The sequence below is a fragment of the Salinibacterium sp. ZJ70 genome (assembly GCF_011751865.2).
Taxonomy (GTDB): Bacteria; Actinomycetota; Actinomycetes; order Actinomycetales; family Microbacteriaceae; genus Homoserinibacter.
In genome coordinates this window covers 1,452,043-1,470,991 of record NZ_CP061770.1, presented here as the reverse complement: position 1 = coordinate 1,470,991, position 18,949 = coordinate 1,452,043, and the positions used below count along the sequence as shown (strand labels likewise).

The following is an 18,949-nucleotide window of genomic DNA, read 5'->3' as shown; positions in this document are numbered from 1 at the left end:
TACGGTGGATGCATGACTCATGAGCGCCCGACCACGCCCATCGACCAGATCGCGGAGGAGTGGGTGACCACCCTCGTCGACCTCATTCCCGAGATCGCGATCATGATCGGAGTCCCCGGTCGCATCGGCGAGGTGGGCGACCGCTCACCTGCTGGCCACGACCGCCTCGCTGAGGCCACGCGGGAGCTCGTCGCGAAGCTCGAGGCGGCCGAGCCCGTCGACGATGTCGACCGCGTCACGAAGACCGACCTTCTCGCCGAGGCGAACCTCTCGCTCGAGTCGCACGCGGCGCGCCTGCACCTGCGTGACCTGAACGTCATCGCCTCGCCCGCCCAGGACATCCGCGACGCCTTCGATCTCATGCCCACCGACACCGCAGACGACTGGGCGACGATCGCCCAGCGCCTCGGCAACGTGCCGACCGCCGTCGACGGCTACATCGAGACGCTCCGCCAGGGCATCGCAGAGGGTGTCGTGCCGGCCAAGCGCCAGGTGCGCGAGGTCATCGAGCAGGCGCGCCGCAACAGCCGCCCCGACGGCTTCTTCCACGCGTTCGCGCAGGGCGCCGCTCCCACCGAGGGAACCCTCCCGGAGAGCGTCGTCGCCGACCTCGCCCGGGGCGCGGACGCCTCCGCTGCGGCCTACCAGAGCCTCGCCGACTTCCTCGAGACGGAGCTGCTGCCCGCCGCATCCGACATCGACGCCGTCGGCCGCGAGATGTACGCCCTGCACTCGCGCGCGTTCCTCGGGGCCGAGATCGACCTCGATGAGACCTACGAGTGGGGCATCGCCGAGCTCGAGCGCATGATCGACGAGCAGACGCGCGTCGCCCAGGAGATCCTCCCCGGCGCGACCGTCGAAGAGGCGATCGCCCACCTCGAGAAGGATGAGTCGCGCAAGCTCCACGGCACCGAAGCGCTCCAGGCGTGGATGCAGGAGCTCTCGGACCGCGTGGTCGCCGAGCTCGGCGAGACGCACTTCGAGATCCCGGAGCCGGTGCGCGCGCTCGAGTGCATGATCGCTCCCACTCAGGAGGGCGGCATCTACTACACGGGCCCGAGCGACGACTTCAGCCGGGCCGGCCGCATGTGGTGGAGCGTGCCCGAGGGCGTCACCGAGTTCGACACCTGGCGTGAGAAGACCACCGTGTTCCACGAGGGCGTGCCCGGTCACCACCTGCAGATCGGCCAGGCCGTCTACAACCGTGCCCAGCTCAACACCTGGCGGCGTCAGCTCGCCGGCACGAGCGGCCACGCCGAGGGGTGGGCGCTCTACGCTGAGCGGCTCATGGAGGAGCTCGGCTACCTCGAGGACCCCGCCGACCGTCTCGGCATGCTCGATGGCCAGCGCATGCGCGCCGCGCGCGTCGTGCTCGACATCGGCGTGCACCTCGGCAAGCCGAAGCCGCGCGTGCGGGGTCTCGAGGATCTCGACTCCGAGGGCATCTGGGACGCCGACTTCGCGCTCGAGTTCATGCGCCGCAACGTCAACATGAACGACTCGTTCGTGCGCTTCGAGGTGAACCGCTACCTCGGATGGCCGGGTCAGGCGCCGTCGTACAAGGTGGGGCAGCGCATCTGGGAGCAGATCCGCGATGAGGCGCAGCGCCGCGAAGGCGACGGGTTCTCCTTCCGCGAGTTCCACAAGAACGCGCTCGACCTGGGAGGCGTCGGTCTCGACACCCTTCGGGCGAGCCTGCTGTCGTGAGCACCCGCACGCCGGGCACACCGTGGGCGTCGGCCCTCGGCTGGCGTATCACAGAGCTGCCGCCCGCCCTCGCGGACTACTTCGGGGGCGTGCCCTACGGTTCGCACGGGCTCGGTGAGGGCGTGTTCACGCGCGTCGGATCCCCGCGGCGCTGGCTGTGGCCGGTCCTCGCGCTGCTGGGCCGCTGGAACATCGCATGGCCGGTGTGGGAGAAGCAGGTGCCGTTCACGATCGTGAACGTGCCGACTCCGCACGGCCAGATCAGCGTCCGTCGGTTCCATTTCGCCTCCGGCGACCGCACGATGACCGACCGTGTCGTCTGGACGGGCCGAGGGCTGCGCCAGCGCGCGGGTGCGGGGGAGCGGCTCGTGAGCGAGCTGTTCATCGAGACGGATGAAGACGGCCTGCTGATCACCTCGGGCCGGGTGGGCGTCGACATCGCGGGCCTCCGATTCACACTGCCGCCGTCGTGGGCGCCGCGGATCACGGTGCGCGAGCGCGCGCTCGACGACGGGCGTCAGCACGTGTCGCTCACCATCGACCTGCCGGTCGTCGGGCGTCTGTACGAGTACGCGGGCGCGTTCAGCTACCACGTCGAGCGCGTCGGCGACGACGACGGATGACCACCGCACGCGGTCCGGTCGTCGTGGCTGGCGCCTCCGGTTTCATGGGCCAGGCGCTCGTCGCGCACTGGCGTGAAGCCGGGCGCGAGGTGCGCACGATCGGCCGTCCCGGCTCCGGTGCCGACGCGACGTGGGGTGACGCCGACGCGATCCGTCGAGTGATCGACGGCAGCGCGATGGTCGTGAACCTCGCGGGCAAGAGCGTCAACTGCCGCTACGACGCGGCGAACCGGTCGGAGATCGTGCGCTCACGGGTGCAGACGACGCGTGAGCTCGGCGACGCGATCGAGGCGGTCGCCTCCCCGCCGCCGCTGTGGATCAACTCGTCGACAGCGACGATCTACCGGCATGCCGAGGACCGCCCGATGACCGAGGACGATGGCGAGATCGGCAGCGGTTTCTCGGTGTCGGTTGCGACTGCGTGGGAGAACGAGTTCTTCGCTCGCGGGCTGCCGTCGACGCGCCGCGTCGCGATCCGCACAGCGATCGTGCTCGGCGACGGCAGCGCGCTCATCCCCCTGCTGCGGCTCGCGCGCTGGGGCCTGGGAGGGCCGCAGTGGGACACCCCGTGGTTCTCCACGCGTGAGCGACGCGCCGCCGGCACCCAGCACCGCTTCGCCGCACGGTGGGGTCAGCAGCGGTTCAGCTGGATCCACCTCGACGATGTCGCGCGCGCTCTCGACTTCATCGAGAACGACGAGACGCTCACCGGTCCGATCAACCTCTCCTCGCCTCACCCCGTCGAGGGTGTCGAGCTCATGCGCACCCTGCGCCGCGTGGTGCGGATGCCGATCGGCATCCCCGCGCCTCGGCCGGTGCTCGAGGTGGGTGCGTGGCTCATCCGCACCGAGACCGAGCTTCTGCTCAAGAGTCGATGGGTGCTGCCGGAGCGCCTCACCCGCGCGGGCTTCGAGTTCGCGGTGCCGGATCTCGAAGACGCGGTGCGGCGGGTCGTCGCGCAGAGGAGCGGAGTGCGGTAATCTGGAGAGTCGCATTCGTGACATCCATATCCGTATGCCTGCGGAGCACATCATGCAGCACCGCCTCGCAGGCCCGATCATGTCCCCATCCGGAGCAATCACTTTATGACTAACGCAACGACCGCCTCGGCTACCAAGCAGGTCGCCATCAACGACATCGGATCTGCTGAAGACTTCCTGGCCGCGGTCGAACTGACCCTCAAGTTCTTCAACGACGGCGACCTCATCGAAGGAACCGTCGTGAAGATCGACCGCGACGAGGTCCTCCTCGACGTCGGTTACAAGACCGAGGGCGTCATCCCCTCGCGCGAGCTTTCGATCAAGCACGACGTCGACCCCACTGAGGTGGTCTCCGTCGGCGACACCGTCGAAGCCCTCGTTCTCCAGAAGGAGGACAAGGAAGGCCGCCTCATCCTGTCGAAGAAGCGTGCGCAGTACGAGCGCGCGTGGGGCGACGTCGAGAAGATCAAGGAGGCCGACGGTGTTGTCACCGGTTCGGTCATCGAGGTCGTCAAGGGCGGACTCATCGTCGACATCGGCCTCCGTGGCTTCCTCCCGGCGTCGCTCATCGAGCTCCGCCGCGTGCGCGACCTCACGCCGTACCTCGGCCAGGAGATCGAGGCGAAGATCCTCGAGCTCGACAAGAACCGCAACAACGTCGTCCTGAGCCGCCGCGCGCTGCTCGAGCAGACGCAGTCGGAGTCGCGTTCGACCTTCCTCAACAACCTCCAGAAGGGACAGGTCCGCAAGGGCGTCGTCTCCTCGATCGTCAACTTCGGTGCGTTCGTCGACCTGGGCGGCGTGGACGGCCTCGTGCACGTCTCCGAGCTCTCGTGGAAGCACATCGAGCACGCGTCTGAGGTCGTCGAGGTCGGCCAGGAGGTCACCGTCGAGATCCTCGAGGTCGACCTGGACCGCGAGCGCGTGTCGCTCTCGCTCAAGGCGACCCAGGAGGACCCGTGGCAGGTCTTCGCCCGCACGCACGCGATCGGCCAGATCGCGCCCGGAAAGGTCACCAAGCTCGTTCCGTTCGGTGCGTTCGTTCGCGTTGCGGACGGCATCGAGGGCCTCGTGCACATCTCGGAGCTGTCGGGCAAGCACGTCGAGCTCGCCGAGCAGGTTGTCTCGGTCGGCGACGAGGTGTTCGTCAAGGTCATCGACATCGACCTCGAGCGTCGCCGCATCTCGCTCTCGCTGAAGCAGGCGAACGAGGGCATCGACCCGAACAACGCCGAGTTCGACTCGGGCCTCGCCGCGCTCTACGGCATGGTCACGGAGTACGACGAGCAGGGCAACTACAAGTTCCCCGAGGGCTTCGACGCCACGTCGGGCGAATGGATCGAGGGCTTCGAGGCTCAGCGCGACGCGTGGGAGGCCGAGTACGCGGCTGCCCAGGCCCGCTGGGAGGCTCACAAGAAGCAGATCGTCGCGGCCGCCGAGGCCGAGGACACGTTCGAGGCGGCTCGTCCCGCTGGCAACACGTTCTCGTCCGACAGCAGCTCGGTGGGAACCCTCGCCGACGACGAGTCGCTCGCGGCTCTGCGCGAGAAGCTCAGCAGCAACTCCTAAGCCCTCTGGGCTTCACCGGTGGCCGGTCCCTTCGGGGGCCGGCCATTCGGCGTCTCACGGGTGAGTGCGCGTCAGGCGAGGAACGCCGGGGGAGTGCTCTCCGCGGCGGCACGCTCGCGACGGTGGCGACGCATCCGGCGCAGCACGGCAATGAACGCGATGAGCATGAGCACCAGGCCGATCGCCACCAGTGCGGGTGCCACGAGCGCGAGAATCACCATCAGGAGGCTCGCGCCATCCTCAGCGGTGCTCAGCACGGGGGCGGCGACGCCCGCGGTGCTGATGTTCGCGAGCGGACGGATCGACGACTTGGCGAGATGCACGACGAGCGCGAGGACGATCCCGACGACGATCGGAATCCAGGCCCCTGAGCCGAAGAATGTGTCCGGATCGGTGACGGCGACTGTCTCGGTGCCGACGCCGCCCGCGAAGACCAGCCCACCGGATGCGGGGCGCACCACGGTCTGGATCCAGTCGTTGACCGAGTCGACGGCGGGCACCTTGTCGGCGATGACCTCCACCACCAGCAGCACCCCGAAGATGCCGAGAACCCACTCGTTCTCGAGCCAGGTCCACCCCGCGGGAAGCTGGATCCAGTCGAATCGGCCCGCGAGCCCCATGACGAGGATCGGGATGTAGGCGTTGAGTCCTGCAGCGGCGGCAAGGCCGGCACCGGTGAGCAGCTCGAGCATGCCGCCATGCTACGGGGAGCGCACGTGCGGCGGCATACCCGTGGGACGATGAGGGAATGCTCCTCGCCCTCACAGGAGGCATCGCCTCCGGCAAGTCCACCGTCGCGCGTCGACTCGCCGAGCTCGGGGCGGTCGTCGTGGACGCGGATGTCGTCGCACGCGAAGTCGTCGAGCCGGGCACACCGGGACTCGCGCAGATCGTCGAGGCGTTCGGACCCGAGGTGCTCGCCGCGGACGGATCCCTGAATCGCCCTGCGCTCGGCGCGATCATCTTCGCTGACGCGGGTGCGCGGAGCATCCTCAACGGCATCACCCACCCCGCCGTGTGGCGGCGCTCGCGCGAGCTCTTCGCGGCGGCACTCGACGCAGATCCAGACGCGATCGTCGTCTACGACGTTCCCCTGCTCGTCACCGAGACGGGTGCATCGCGCACTGACGAGTTCGACCGCGTCATCGTCGTGAGCGCAGATGAAGGGGAACGCCTGCGCCGACTCGTCGAAGATCGGGGCATGGACGAGACGGAGGCGCGACGCCGCATCGCGTCGCAGGCGCCGGAACCCGAGCGTCTCGCGATCGCCGATCATGTGATCGACGCCAACAGCACCCTCGACGAGACACTGCGGCAGGTCGACGAGCTGTGGGGCACCCTGCACGACGTCCGGGGTCGTGCCTAGGCTGGAAGACATGCAGCCCACGCGCTCGGTGCGACCGTTCGAGGTCGTCAGCCAGTACACGCCCAGCGGCGATCAGCCGACGGCCATCGCGGAGCTCACGCATCGCGTACAGGCGGGCGAATCCGACATCGTGCTGCTCGGCGCCACCGGAACGGGAAAGTCGGCCACGACGGCGTGGCTCATCGAGCAGGTGCAGCGTCCGACCCTCGTGCTCGCGCACAATAAGACACTCGCCGCCCAGCTCGCGAACGAGTTCCGCGAGCTCATGCCGCACAACGCCGTCGAGTACTTCGTGAGCTACTACGACTACTACCAGCCCGAGGCGTACGTTCCGCAGACGGACACGTTCATCGAGAAGGACTCCTCGATCAACGCCGAGGTCGAGCGCCTGCGCCACTCGACCACCAACTCCCTGCTCAGTCGGCGCGACGTCATCGTCGTCTCGACCGTGTCATGCATCTACGGCCTCGGGGCGGCGGAGGAGTACTTGGGTGCGATGGTCGCGCTGCAGGTGGGGGACCGCATCTCGCGCGACAAGCTCGTGCGCGCATTCATCAACATGCAGTACGAGCGCAACGACATCGACTTCTCGCGCGGCAAGTTCCGTGTGCGCGGCGACACCATCGAGATCATCCCCGTCTACGAAGAGCTCGCGGTGCGGATCGAGATGTTCGGCGACGAGATCGAGGCGCTGTACTCGCTGCACCCGCTCACGGGGGAGGTCGTCCGCAAGCTCGACTCCGTGTCCGTGTTCCCCGCGACCCACTACGCGGCGAGCCCCGAGTCGATGCACCGCGCGATCGCCTCGATCAAGATCGAGCTCGCCGAGCGGCTCGCCGAGCTCGAGAAGCAGGGCAAGCTCCTGGAGGCGCAGCGTCTGCGCATGCGCACCGGGTTCGACCTCGAGATGATGGAGCAGATCGGCTTCTGCAACGGCATCGAGAACTATTCGCGCCACATCGATGGCCGCAATCCCGGGGAGCCGCCGAACACGCTCCTCGACTACTTCCCCGACGACTTCCTCGTCGTCATCGACGAGTCGCACGTGACCGTGCCGCAGATCGGCGCGATGTACGAGGGCGACGCGAGCCGCAAGCGCACGCTTGTGGAGCACGGCTTCCGGCTGCCGAGCGCGCTCGACAACCGTCCGCTGCGGTGGGAGGAGTTCCTCAACCGCGTGGGGCAGAAGGTCTACCTCTCCGCGACGCCCGGCAAGTACGAGCTCAGCATGGCCGATGGCGTCGTGGAGCAGATCATCCGTCCGACGGGTCTCATCGACCCGCAGATCATCGTCAAGCCGAGTCTCGGCCAGATCGACGACCTCCTCGAGGAGATCAGGCTCCGCGCCGAGCGCGACGAGCGAGTGCTCGTGACGACCCTCACGAAGAAGATGGCAGAGGAGCTCACCGACTACCTCATGGAAGCGGGTGTGCAGGTGCGCTACCTGCACTCGGATGTCGACACACTGCGCCGTGTGGAGCTGCTCACCGAGCTGCGCAGCGGCGTCTACGACGTGCTCGTCGGCATCAACCTGCTGCGTGAAGGGCTCGACCTCCCGGAGGTGTCGCTCGTGGCGATCCTCGACGCCGACAAGGAGGGATTCCTCCGCTCCTCGACCTCGCTCATCCAGACGATCGGCCGCGCGGCGCGCAACGTCTCCGGCGAGGTGCACATGTACGCGGACAAGCTCACCGATTCGATGAAGTTCGCGATCTCCGAGACCAACCGCCGCCGTGAGCTGCAGATGGCCTACAACGCCGAGCGTGGCATCGATCCGCAACCGCTGCGCAAGAAGATCGCCGACATCACGGATGTGCTCGCACGCGAGGGTGCCGACACCGCCAAGCTGCTCGCGGGCCGCTCGACGGCTGACGGCTCGAGGCGCAAGTCGCCCACGCCGAATCTGCGACGCGAAGGTCGTGGGGCTGCCGGTGCGAACGAGCTCGAGTCGATCATCTCCGACCTCAACGAGCAGATGCTGCAGGCCGCGGGTGAGCTCAAGTTCGAGCTCGCGGCACGGCTGCGCGACGAGCTGCAGGACCTCAAGAAGGAGCTGCGCAACATGGAGGCCGCCGGCCACGTGCGCTGACCCATCCCTTCGACCAAGCGACACCCGGCGGTATGTCAGCGGTCGGAACTAACATGAGTTCAGTGTCGATCACCCCTGTCTCCGGAACCCAGAAGCTGAGCGTCCGCGGCGCTCGCGTGCACAACCTGAAGAACGTCGACCTCGAGATCCCGCGCGACTCGCTCGTCGTCTTCACGGGGCTCTCCGGGTCGGGCAAGTCGTCGCTCGCCTTCGACACGATCTTCGCCGAGGGTCAGCGTCGCTACGTCGAGTCGCTGTCCGCCTATGCGCGACAGTTCCTCGGTCAGGTGGACCGCCCGGACGTCGACTTCATCGAGGGCCTCAGCCCTGCGGTCTCGATCGACCAGAAGTCGACCAACCGCAACCCGCGCTCCACGGTCGGCACGATCACCGAGATCTACGACTACATGCGACTGCTGTGGGCGCGCATCGGCGAGCCCCACTGTCCGCAGTGCGGCGAGAAGATCCAGCGCCAGACGGTGCAGCAGATCGCCGACCAGCTCATGGAGCTGCCGACGGGCACCCGCTACCAGGTCATCGCCCCCGTGATCTCCCAGAAGAAGGGCGAGTTCGTCGACCTCTTCGCGGAGCTCTCCGCGTCCGGATACTCGCGTGCGGTCGTCGACGGGGAGCTCGTTCAGCTCACCGAACCGCCCAAGCTCAAGAAGCAGTACAAGCACGACATCGCGGTCGTCGTCGACCGCCTCGTCGCCTCCGATGATCTCCTGACGCGCGTCACCGACTCGGTCGAGACTGCTCTGCGGCTCGCGAACGGCGTCGTCGAGATCGACTTCGTGGACGAGGAGGAAGGGTCGACGACGCGTCGCCGCTCGTTCAGCGAGAAGCTCGCGTGCCCCAACAACCACCCGATCGCGCTCACCGAGATCGAGCCCCGCACGTTCTCGTTCAATGCGCCCTTCGGCGCCTGCCCCGAATGCTCCGGCCTCGGCACCAAGATGGCGGTCGACACCGGCCTCGTCATCGGCGACCCGGATCTGAGCCTCAACGAGGGCGTCATCCTGCCCTGGAACCAGGGCGGCAAGGGCGTCTACACCTACTTCCAGCGCCTGCTGCAGGGGCTCGCGAAGGATCTCGACTTCTCGCTCGACACCCCGTGGAAGAAGCTGCCGAGCGAGGTGCAGACGGCCGTGCTCCACGGCAACGACTTCGAGGTCACCGTGCAGTGGCGCAACCGCTTCGGCCGCACGGTGAAGTACTCGACGGGCTTCGAGGGCGTCATGCCCTACATCGAGCGCAAGTACAAGGAAGCCGAGAGCGACTGGTCGCAGCAGCGCTTCGGCGAGTACCTCCGCGAGGTGCCGTGCCCCGTCTGCGAAGGTCGTCGCCTGAAGCCGGAGGTGCTCGCGGTGCTCGTGGCCGGCCACAGCATCTCGTCCGTCGCCGACCTGAGCCTCACCGACGCCTATGACTTCATGAACAAGCTCGAGCTGACCGACCGTGAAGCCCGCATCGCCGCGCAGGTGCTGCGCGAGATCCGGCTGCGCCTCGAGTTCCTGCTCGAGGTGGGGCTCGGCTACCTCACGATGTCGCGCGCCGCGGGGTCGCTGTCGGGTGGCGAGGCCCAGCGCATCCGCCTGGCGACACAGATCGGATCCGGCCTCACGGGCGTGCTGTATGTGCTCGATGAGCCCTCGATCGGCCTCCACCAGCGCGACAACCGCCGGCTCATCGACACCCTCGTGAAGCTCAAGGGCCTCGGCAACACGCTCATCGTCGTCGAACACGACGAAGACACCATCCGCACGGCCGACTGGGTCGTCGACATCGGACCGGGCGCGGGGGAGCACGGCGGCAAGGTCGTGCACTCGGGTTCGTACGAGACGCTCCTCGAGAACCGCGGATCCGTGACGGGCGACTACCTCGCCGGTCGGCGGGCGATCGAGATGCCGAAGAAGCGCCGGCCCATCGACCGCAGTCGCAAGATCGTCGTCGAAGGGGCGCAGACCAACAACCTGCAGAACGTCACCGCGGAGTTCCCGCTCGGTGTGCTCACCGCCGTCACGGGCGTCTCGGGCTCCGGCAAGTCGAGCCTCGTCAACGACATCCTCTACAAGGTGCTCGCCAACAACCTCAACGGCGCACGTCAGGTGCCCGGCAAGCACAAGCGGGTCACGGGCCTCGAGCACCTCGACAAGGTCGTGCACGTGGATCAGGCCCCCATCGGCCGCACCCCGCGCTCGAACCCGGCCACCTACACCGGGGTCTTCGACCGCATCCGCACGCTCTTCGCCGAGACGATGGAGGCGAAGGCGCGCGGCTACCAGCCGGGTCGCTTCAGCTTCAACGTCAAGGGCGGACGCTGCGAGAACTGCTCCGGCGATGGCACGATCAAGATCGAGATGAACTTCCTGCCCGACGTCTACGTCGTGTGCGAGGTCTGCGAAGGTGCGCGCTACAACCGCGACACGCTGCAGGTGCGCTACAAGGGCAAGAACATCGCCGAGGTGCTCGACATGCCGATCGCCGAGGCCGCCGAGTTCTTCGAGCCGATCAGCGCGATCCACCGCTACCTCAAGACGCTCGTCGATGTGGGCCTCGGCTACGTTCGCCTCGGCCAGAGCGCCACGACCCTGTCGGGCGGAGAGGCCCAGCGCGTCAAGCTCGCAACCGAGCTGCAGAAGCGCTCCAACGGCCGCTCCATCTACGTGCTCGACGAGCCGACGACCGGTCTGCACTTCGAAGACGTGCGCAAGCTGCTTCTCGTGCTCAACAGCCTCGTCGACAAGGGCAACTCGGTCATCGTCATCGAGCACAACCTCGATGTGATCAAGAGTGCCGACTGGCTGATCGACATGGGCCCTGAGGGCGGTTCGGGCGGCGGCCAGGTGATCGCGACAGGCACGCCCGAGAAGGTCGCGAAGAATCCCGCGAGCCACACAGGTCGCTTCCTCGCGGAGCTGCTCGAGTCGGAGGCCGCAGGCCGGGGTCGTCGGAAGGCCAGCTGACGTGGCCGCCCCGCGCGCCGACGTGCTGCCCTGGCGGCCGAAGGCGGGGGAGATCCCGACCGCACCGGGTGTCTACCGGTTCTCTGACGCAAGCGGGCGCATCCTCTACGTCGGCAAAGCCATCAACCTGCGCCAGCGACTCTCCAACTACTTCCAGCCGCTGCGGAGCCTCCACGAGCGCACCCGGCACATGGTGCTCGCGGCCTCGAAGGTCGAGTGGACGGTGGTCGCGAACGACGTCGAGGCTCTGCAGCTCGAGTACACCTGGATCAAGGAGTACTCGCCGCCGTACAACGTCAAGTTCCGCGACGACAAGAGCTATCCGTACCTCGTCGTGACCCTCGCCGACGAGGCGCCTCGCGTCATGGTGAGCCGCAACCACCGCATCCGCGGAGCGAAGTACTTCGGTCCGTATCCGAAGGTGTGGGCGGTGCGCGAGACGATCGACCTGATGGTGAAGGCGTTCCCCATCCGCACCTGCTCCGACTCCGCCTACAAGCGGGCGATGCAGAGCGGGCGCCCGTGCTTCGCGGGGCAGATCGGACGCTGCGGCGGCCCGTGCTCGCAGAAGGTCACGATCGAGGAGCACCGCCGGATCGTCGACGAGTTCGTGGCCTTCATGGCGAGCCACGACCGCCGCGCGATCACGATGCTGCAGAAGGAGATGGCGGATGCCGCGGCGGCGCTCGAGTACGAGCGCGCGGCCCGCATCCGCGACCGCATCCAGGCGCTCGAGAACGTGCTCGAGAAGAGCGCCGTCGTGCTCTCCGACGATGTCGACGTCGACGTGTTCGGCATCGAGGAGGACGAGCTGGCCGCCGCGGTGCAGCAGTTCATCGTGCGAGGCGGTCGCATCCGGGGTGCGCGCACATGGGTCGTCGACAAGGAGCTCGACATCACCCCCGGTGAGCTCGTCGAGTCGGTCATCGAGACCGCGTACGAGAACGACGCGCCCCCGCGCGAGATCATCGTGCCGGTTCTGCCGGACGATGCGGATGCCCTCTCGACGTGGCTCGGCAGTCGGCGTGAGCGCGGATCCGTGACCCTCAAGACAGCGCAGCGCGGCGAGAAGGCCGCGGTGCTGCAGACCGCGACCCTCAACGCGAAGCAGTCGCTCGCGCTCTACAAGACGCGTCGTACGTCGGACTACGTCGCCCGCACCCAGGCGCTCACCGAGCTCCAGGAGGCTCTCGGGCTCGACGAGGCGCCTCTGCGCATGGAGTGCTACGACGTGTCGCACCTCGGCGGCACGAACGTCGTCGCGTCGATGGTGGTGTTCGAAGACGGTCTGGCGAAGAAGTCCGACTACCGCAAGTTCGCTGTCACGGGGACGGTCGACGACACCGAGTCGATGGCCCAGGTGCTTCGCCGACGTCTTGCGCACCTCGACGAGGATCCCGACGCGGGCAGCGCACCGGAGGAGCTCGACGCAGACGGCGTCGTCAAGCCTCGCAAGCGCTTCGCGTACCGTCCGGGGCTCATCATCGTCGACGGCGGGCAGCCGCAGGTGCAGGCGGTGCAGGCGGTCTTCGACGACCTCGGGATCACCGACATCCCGCTCGTCGGCATCGCCAAGCGCCTCGAGGAGATCTGGCTTCCCGACGACGAGTTCCCGGTCATCCTCCCGCGCGGAAGCGAGGCGCTCTTCCTCATCCAGCGCATCCGCGACGAGGCGCACCGGTTCGCGATCACCTTCCAGCGCCAGAAGCGCCGTGCCGACATCGGCAGCGTGCTCTCGGAGATCCCGGGCCTCGGTCCGTCCCGATCGAAGCAGCTGCTGCGGCACTTCGGATCCGTCGCGCGTCTCAAGGCGGCGAGCATCGACGAGATCGCGGAGGTGAAGGGCATCGGACCGCAGCTGGCGGAAGCCATCGCGAGTAGGCTGGGAGGAGACCGACGGGAAGATCATCAATGACTGATTCCAGCGACGAGCTCGAACTGCTCATCGTGACCGGGATGTCGGGTGCGGGCCGCTCGACGGCCGCGAACGCACTCGAGGACCTCGGCTGGTACGTCGTCGACAACCTCCCGCCGCAGATGCTCCGCCCGCTCGCCGACCTCGGCGCGCACACCGGATCGGCGATCCCTCGCATCGCCGCGGTCGTCGACGTCCGCGGCGGGCGTCTGTTCGAGGACGCGCAGGAGGTCATCGCCGAGCTGCATGCCGCGGGCCGTGCCCGGGTGCTCTTCCTCGACGCCACCGACGCCGCGCTCGTACGGCGCTTCGAGCAGGTCCGGCGCCCGCACCCGCTGCAGGGCGACGGCACGATCATCGACGGCATCGCGTCCGAGCGCGTGCACACGCGCGGCCTGCGCGAACTCAGCGACCAGGTGATCGACACCTCCGATCTCAACGTCCACCAGCTCGCGATGCGCGTCGCCGAGACGTTCTCCGAGGCCTCCACACCGAGCCTCAAGCTCACGGTCGTCAGCTTCGGATTCAAGTACGGTGCGCCGTCCGACGCCGACATGCTCGCCGACATGCGGTTCATTCCGAATCCGTACTGGATCCCGGAGCTCGCGCACCAGACCGGCATCGACGCACCCGTGCGCGATTACGTGCTCTCGCAGCCGGGGGTCACGGAGTTCGTCGACCACTACGTCGCCGCTCTCGCCTCTGTCGTCGACGGATACCGTCGTGAGAACAAGCGCCACGCTACGATCGGAGTGGGATGCACCGGTGGAAAACACCGGTCGGTCGCCATCACCGAAGAGGTTGCAGCACGCCTTCGCGAGCTCCCTGGAGTCTCTGTCACGGTGCGGCACCGCGACCTCGGACGCGAGTGACGACATGCACCCTTCGACATCTACCGAATCGAGACGAGGATTGAACGCGTGGCACTGACGGGAGACGTCAAGGAAGAGCTCGTTGCCGTGACGACCGGCAAGACGAGCGTCCGAGCGGCGGAGCTCGCGGCATTGCTGCGGTTCTCAGGCGGTCTGCACATCATCTCGGGGCGCATCGCCGTCGAGGCGGAGCTCGACTCGCAGAAGGTCGCGCAGCGTGTGCGCCGCGACCTCGCGGAGCTCTACGGCGTGCGCAGCGAAGGCAAGGTCATCAACGGCGCCGGCACGCAGAAGGCGCCCATCTTCGTCGTGCGCGTCGTCGATGGGGGAGAGACCCTCGCTCGGCAGACCGGCCTGCTCGACGCGCGGCGTCGCCCTGTGCGCGGCCTTCCGAATCGCCTCACGACGGGCAACCGCGAAGAGCTCGCCGCCATCTGGCGCGGTGCCTTCCTCGCACGCGGCACCCTCACCGATCCGGGTCGCTCCGCGGCTCTCGAGGTCACCTGCCCCGGCAACGAGGCCGCGATGGCGCTCGTCGGCGCTGCCGGCCGACTGAAGGTCGCCGCGAAGGCGCGCGAGGTGCGCGGCGTGCACCGCGTGGTCATCCGCGAAGGCGAGGCGATCGCCGCGATGCTGCGTCTCATGGGCGCGGATGCCGCTGTCGCCGCGTGGGAGGAGCTGCGTCAGCGCCGCGAGGTGCGCGCGACCGCCAACCGTCTCGTCAACTTCGACGACGCCAACCTCCGCCGCTCCGCGCAGGCGGCCGTCGCCGCGTGCGCGCGCGTCGAGCGAGCGCTCGAGATCCTCGGGGACGAAGTTCCCGATCACCTGCAGTACGCGGGCCAGCTTCGCCTCGCCCACCGCGACGCGAGCCTCGACGAGCTCGGCCACTTCGCCGACCCGCCGATGACCAAGGATGCCGTCGCCGGTCGCATCCGTCGCCTCCTCGCGATGGCGGACAAGCGCGCGGTCGAACTCGGGGTGCCGGGAACCGACGCCAACCTCCCCGCCGATTTCGACGACTGACCACCAGGAAGAACGAAAGAAGGACAGCATGGCCGTCTACACACTGCCTGAGCTCGACTACGACTACGCGGCGCTCGAGCCCTACATCTCGGCACGCATCATGGAGCTCCACCATTCGAAGCACCACGCGGCCTATGTCGCTGGCGCGAACACCGCCCTCGAGATGCTCGAGGCGGCGCGTGAGTCGGGAGACTTCACCACCATCCCCAAGCTCGAGAAGGACCTCGCCTTCCACCTCGGCGGGCACATCAACCACTCGATCTTCTGGAAGAACCTCTCGCCGGCTGGTGGCGACAAGCCCACGGGCGAGCTCGCCTCGGCGATCGACGACTACTTCGGATCGTTCGACAAGTTCGTCGCCCACTTCAGCGCCGCCGCCAACAGCCTCCAGGGCTCCGGCTGGGCGATGCTCGCCTGGGATCCGGTCGGATCGCGCCTGCTCGTCACCCAGATGTACGACCAGCAGAACAACCTTCCGGTGGGCATCACGCCGATCCTGCAGCTCGACATGTGGGAGCACGCCTTCTACCTCGACTACGTCAACGTGAAGGCCGACTACGTGAAGGCATTCTGGAACATCGCGAACTGGGATGACGCGTCGAAGCGCTTCGAAGCGGCTCGTTCGAGCGCAGCAGGCCTCCTGCTACTGTCGTAAGCGGTGACGTGGCCAGGGCCCGCGCCCTGTTCACGACTCTCGCTGGCATCACGCCACCCCCACCACACCCACCACTTCATATGCGCCCCCAGCGCTCATCAAGGAGACAAAAAGTGTCCGTCAAGATCGGCATCAACGGCTTCGGCCGTATCGGTCGCAACTACCTCCGCGCCGCCCTCGCACAGGGCAGCGATCTGGAGATCGTCGCCGTCAACGACCTCACCGACAACAAGACCCTCGCCCACCTGCTGAAGTACGACTCGATCACGGGCCGCCTCGACGGCACGGTCGACTACGACGAGCAGAACATCTACGTCGACGGCAAGGCGATTCGCGTCTTCGAAGAGCGCGACCCCGCCGCCCTCAAGTGGGCTGACTACGGCGTCGACATCGTCATCGAGTCGACCGGCCGCTTCACCAAGGCTGCGGATGCGCGCAAGCACATCGACGACGGCGGCGCCAAGAAGGTTCTCATCTCCGCTCCCGCCACCGGCGAGGACGGCACGTTCGTCATGGGCGTGAACCACGAGGACTACGACCCCGCCACGCAGAACATCATCTCGAACGCGTCGTGCACCACGAACTGCCTCGCGCCCCTTGCGAAGGTCTTCAACGACAACTTCGGCATCGAGCGCGGTCTCATGACGACGGTTCACGCCTACACGGCCGACCAGAACCTGCAGGACGGTCCGCACAGCGACCTCCGTCGTGCGCGCGCCGCGGCCATCAACATCGTCCCCACCTCGACGGGCGCTGCGAAGGCCATCGGCCTCGTGCTCCCCGAGCTCAAGGGCAAGCTCGACGGCTTCGCGCTGCGTGTTCCGATCCCCACCGGATCGATCACCGACCTCACCGTGACCGCCACGAAGTCGGCGTCGGTCGACGAGATCAAGGCTGTCTACAAGGAGGCCGCTGAGGGCTACCTCAAGGGCATCCTCAAGTACACCGAGGACGAGATCGTCTCGAGCGACATCGTCACCGACCCGCACTCGTCGATCTTCGACGCGGGCCTGCTGCGCGTCATCGGCGACCAGGTCAAGCTCTCGGCGTGGTACGACAACGAGTGGGGCTACTCGAACCGTCTCGTCGACCTGACCGAGTACGTGGCCGAGCGCCTCTAGGTCGACTCGATGACTCTCCGCACGATCGAGACCCTCGCCGCCGAACTCGGCGGCGAGGGCCTCGCGGGTCGCACGGTGCTTCTGCGCTGCGACCTCAACGTCCCCCTGAAGGACGGCGTCATCACCGATGACGGCCGCGTCCGCGCCTCCGTGCCGACGATCCGCGAGCTCGTCTCCCGCGGTGCGAAGGTCGTCGTGATGTCGCACCTGGGCCGCCCCGAGGGCGCGCCCGACCCCAAGTACTCCCTCGCACCTGTCGCGACGCGCCTGTCCGAGCTCCTCGAGCTCGACGTCGCGTTCTCGCCCGAGACCGTCGGCGACAACGCAGCGGCCGTCGTAGCCGCCGCTCCCACGCCCGGCGTGGTGCTGCTCGAGAACCTGCGCTTCAACCCCGGTGAGGCCTCGAAGTCCGAGGATGAGCGCGTGGCATTCGCCGCCCAGCTCGCCGCCCTCGGCGATGTCGTCGTCTCCGACGGCTTCGGCGTCGTCCACCGCAAGCAGGCGAGCGTCTACGAGCTCGAGAAGGCTCTTCCGAGCGCCGCCGGCCTGCTCATCGCGGCCGAGCTCGACGTGCTCGACAAGCTCACCGAGAACCCGGAGCGCCCCTACACCGTCGTCCTCGGCGGCTCGAAGGTGTCCGACAAGCTCGGCGTCATCGGCCACCTGCTTCCGCGCGTCGACGCGCTGCTCATCGGCGGCGGGATGCTCTTCACCTTCCTCGCGGCTCAGGGCCACAAGGTCGCGTCGAGCCTCCTCGAGGCCGACCAGCTCGACACCGTCCGCGGCTACCTCGCGGATGCCGCCGAGCGCGGCGTCGAGATCGTGCTGCCGACGGATGTCGTCGTCGCGTCGGGCTTCGCTGCCGACGCCGACCACGTCGTCGCGCCCGCCGATGCGATCGAAGAGACCCCGTTCGGCACCTCGGGCGTCGGTCTCGACATCGGTCCCGAGACGGCGGCGGCATTCGCCGAGCGCGTGCGCTCGTCGAAGACCGTGTTCTGGAACGGCCCGATGGGCGTGTTCGAATTCCCCGCGTTCGCGAACGGCACCCGTGCTGTCGCCGAAGCGCTCACCCACGTCGACGGCCTCGGTGTCGTCGGCGGAGGCGACTCGGCAGCAGCCGTGCGCCAGCTCGGCTTCTCCGACGACCAGTTCGGCCACGTGTCGACCGGCGGCGGCGCAAGTCTCGAGTTCCTCGAAGGCAAGAAGCTCCCCGGACTGGAGGTCCTCGGTTGGCAGTGAACGACCGCACCCCGCTTATTGCGGGCAACTGGAAGATGAACCTGGATCACCTCCAGGCGATCGCCTTTGTGCAGAAGCTGGCCTGGACGCTCCAGGACAAGAACCACGACTACAGCTCGACCGAGGTCGCCGTGTTCCCCCCGTTCACCGACATCCGCTCGGTGCAGTCGCTCGTCGAGGGCGACAAGCTCGAACTCAAGTTCGGCGGACAGGACATCTCCGCTCACGACTCGGGTGCCTACACGGGCGAGATCTCGGGCGCGTTCCTGTCGGCACTCAAGTCGTCGTATGTGATCATCGGACACTCGGAGCGTCGTGAGTATCACGGCGAGACCGACGAGATCGTCGCGTCCAAGGTCGCGGCGGCCCACCGCCACGGCCTCGTGCCGATCATCTGCGTCGGCGAGACCGCGGATGACCTCGAGAAGCACGGCCCGAGCGCTGTGCCCGTCGCCCAGCTGCGCACCGCGCTCGAGGGTGCGGTCAAGGGCTCCGAGATCGTCGTCGCCTACGAGCCCGTGTGGGCCATCGGCTCCGGCCAGGCAGCCACGAGCGCGCAGGCCCAGCAGGTGTGCGCCGCTCTGCGTGTGCTCATCGCGGAGGTCCTCGGAGACGCCGCTGCCGCGGCGACCCGCATCCTGTACGGCGGTTCGGTCAAGGCGAGCAACATCGCCGGCTTCATGAAGGAGCCCGATGTGGACGGCGCCCTCGTGGGCGGGGCGAGCCTGCAGCTCGAGGAGTTCGCGAGCATCGTGCGCTTCAAGAGCCACGTCGGCACGATCTGACCCACCGCTCCTGATGACGGCAGGCACCCCCCG

The 18,949-nt window shown here is 67.7% G+C and carries 15 protein-coding genes; 14 read left to right on the top strand and 1 reads right to left on the bottom strand.

All coding sequences use genetic code 11. The annotated features are described in order from the left end of the window. Window positions 1-12: 12 nt before the first annotated feature. From HCR12_RS06935 to rpsA, 4 genes are all read left to right on the top strand, one after another. Window positions 13-1,707, top strand: coding sequence for a DUF885 domain-containing protein (locus HCR12_RS06935; protein ID WP_166864421.1), 1,695 nt, complete (start codon window positions 13-15; stop codon window positions 1,705-1,707). After that, window positions 1,704-2,330: a DUF4166 domain-containing protein gene (locus HCR12_RS06930; protein WP_166864418.1), complete on the top strand. Its 627-nt coding sequence runs from the start codon at window positions 1,704-1,706 to the stop codon at window positions 2,328-2,330. The genes HCR12_RS06935 and HCR12_RS06930 overlap by 4 nt, the downstream gene beginning before the upstream one ends. After that, window positions 2,327-3,310: an epimerase gene (locus HCR12_RS06925; RefSeq protein WP_166864414.1), complete on the top strand. Its 984-nt coding sequence runs from the start codon at window positions 2,327-2,329 to the stop codon at window positions 3,308-3,310. The genes HCR12_RS06930 and HCR12_RS06925 overlap by 4 nt, the downstream gene beginning before the upstream one ends. 105 nt (window positions 3,311-3,415) lie before the next feature. Continuing rightward, the gene (rpsA, locus tag HCR12_RS06920; protein ID WP_166864411.1) at window positions 3,416-4,879 is read left to right on the top strand and encodes a 30S ribosomal protein S1; all 1,464 of its coding nucleotides are present in this window, start codon (window positions 3,416-3,418) and stop codon (window positions 4,877-4,879) included. 71 nt (window positions 4,880-4,950) lie between these two features. On the opposite strand, the gene HCR12_RS06915 is transcribed toward rpsA, so the two are convergent. Then, the gene (locus tag HCR12_RS06915) at window positions 4,951-5,571 is read right to left on the bottom strand and encodes a DUF4126 domain-containing protein (RefSeq protein WP_166864408.1); all 621 of its coding nucleotides are present in this window, start codon (window positions 5,569-5,571) and stop codon (window positions 4,951-4,953) included. A 56-nt stretch (window positions 5,572-5,627) separates the two neighbouring features. Here HCR12_RS06915 and coaE point away from each other — a divergent pair, with 56 nt between their 5' ends. The 10 genes from coaE (at window position 5,628) to tpiA (ending at window position 18,916) form a co-directional block, all read left to right on the top strand. Further along, window positions 5,628-6,245, top strand: a complete 618-nt coding sequence (coaE, locus tag HCR12_RS06910) for a dephospho-CoA kinase (protein ID WP_166864405.1) — start codon at window positions 5,628-5,630, stop codon at window positions 6,243-6,245. 10 nt (window positions 6,246-6,255) lie between these two features. Next, window positions 6,256-8,334 (top strand): excinuclease ABC subunit UvrB, encoded by a 2,079-nt coding sequence (gene uvrB, locus HCR12_RS06905; RefSeq protein ID WP_166864402.1) that lies wholly within the window; start codon window positions 6,256-6,258, stop codon window positions 8,332-8,334. Window positions 8,335-8,387: 53 nt separating this feature from the next. Further along, window positions 8,388-11,300, top strand: coding sequence for an excinuclease ABC subunit UvrA (gene uvrA / locus HCR12_RS06900; protein WP_191412315.1), 2,913 nt, complete (start codon window positions 8,388-8,390; stop codon window positions 11,298-11,300). Between the two features lies 1 nt (window position 11,301). After that, complete coding sequence (gene uvrC / locus HCR12_RS06895) at window positions 11,302-13,215, top strand: excinuclease ABC subunit UvrC (protein ID WP_166864395.1); 1,914 nt, start codon at window positions 11,302-11,304, stop codon at window positions 13,213-13,215. Further along, window positions 13,212-14,087 carry an RNase adapter RapZ gene (rapZ, locus tag HCR12_RS06890; RefSeq protein WP_166864391.1) on the top strand — a complete coding sequence of 292 codons (876 nt, stop codon included), beginning with the start codon at window positions 13,212-13,214 and terminating at the stop codon, window positions 14,085-14,087. The genes uvrC and rapZ overlap by 4 nt, the downstream gene beginning before the upstream one ends. 48 nt (window positions 14,088-14,135) lie before the next feature. Further along, the gene (gene whiA / locus HCR12_RS06885) at window positions 14,136-15,113 is read left to right on the top strand and encodes a DNA-binding protein WhiA (RefSeq protein WP_166864388.1); all 978 of its coding nucleotides are present in this window, start codon (window positions 14,136-14,138) and stop codon (window positions 15,111-15,113) included. Window positions 15,114-15,141: 28 nt separating this feature from the next. After that, a complete protein-coding gene (locus HCR12_RS06880; RefSeq protein WP_166864385.1) occupies window positions 15,142-15,768 on the top strand; it encodes a superoxide dismutase in 627 nt (208 codons plus the stop codon). 113 nt (window positions 15,769-15,881) lie between these two features. Further along, window positions 15,882-16,889, top strand: a complete 1,008-nt coding sequence (gene gap, locus HCR12_RS06875; protein WP_166864382.1) for a type I glyceraldehyde-3-phosphate dehydrogenase — start codon at window positions 15,882-15,884, stop codon at window positions 16,887-16,889. Between the two features lie 9 nt (window positions 16,890-16,898). Continuing rightward, the gene (locus HCR12_RS06870) at window positions 16,899-18,131 is read left to right on the top strand and encodes a phosphoglycerate kinase (RefSeq protein WP_166864379.1); all 1,233 of its coding nucleotides are present in this window, start codon (window positions 16,899-16,901) and stop codon (window positions 18,129-18,131) included. Further along, entirely contained in the window at window positions 18,122-18,916 is a 795-nt protein-coding gene (gene tpiA / locus HCR12_RS06865; protein WP_166864376.1) for a triose-phosphate isomerase, read from the top strand. The genes HCR12_RS06870 and tpiA overlap by 10 nt, the downstream gene beginning before the upstream one ends. The last annotated feature ends 33 nt before the right edge of the window (window positions 18,917-18,949 follow it).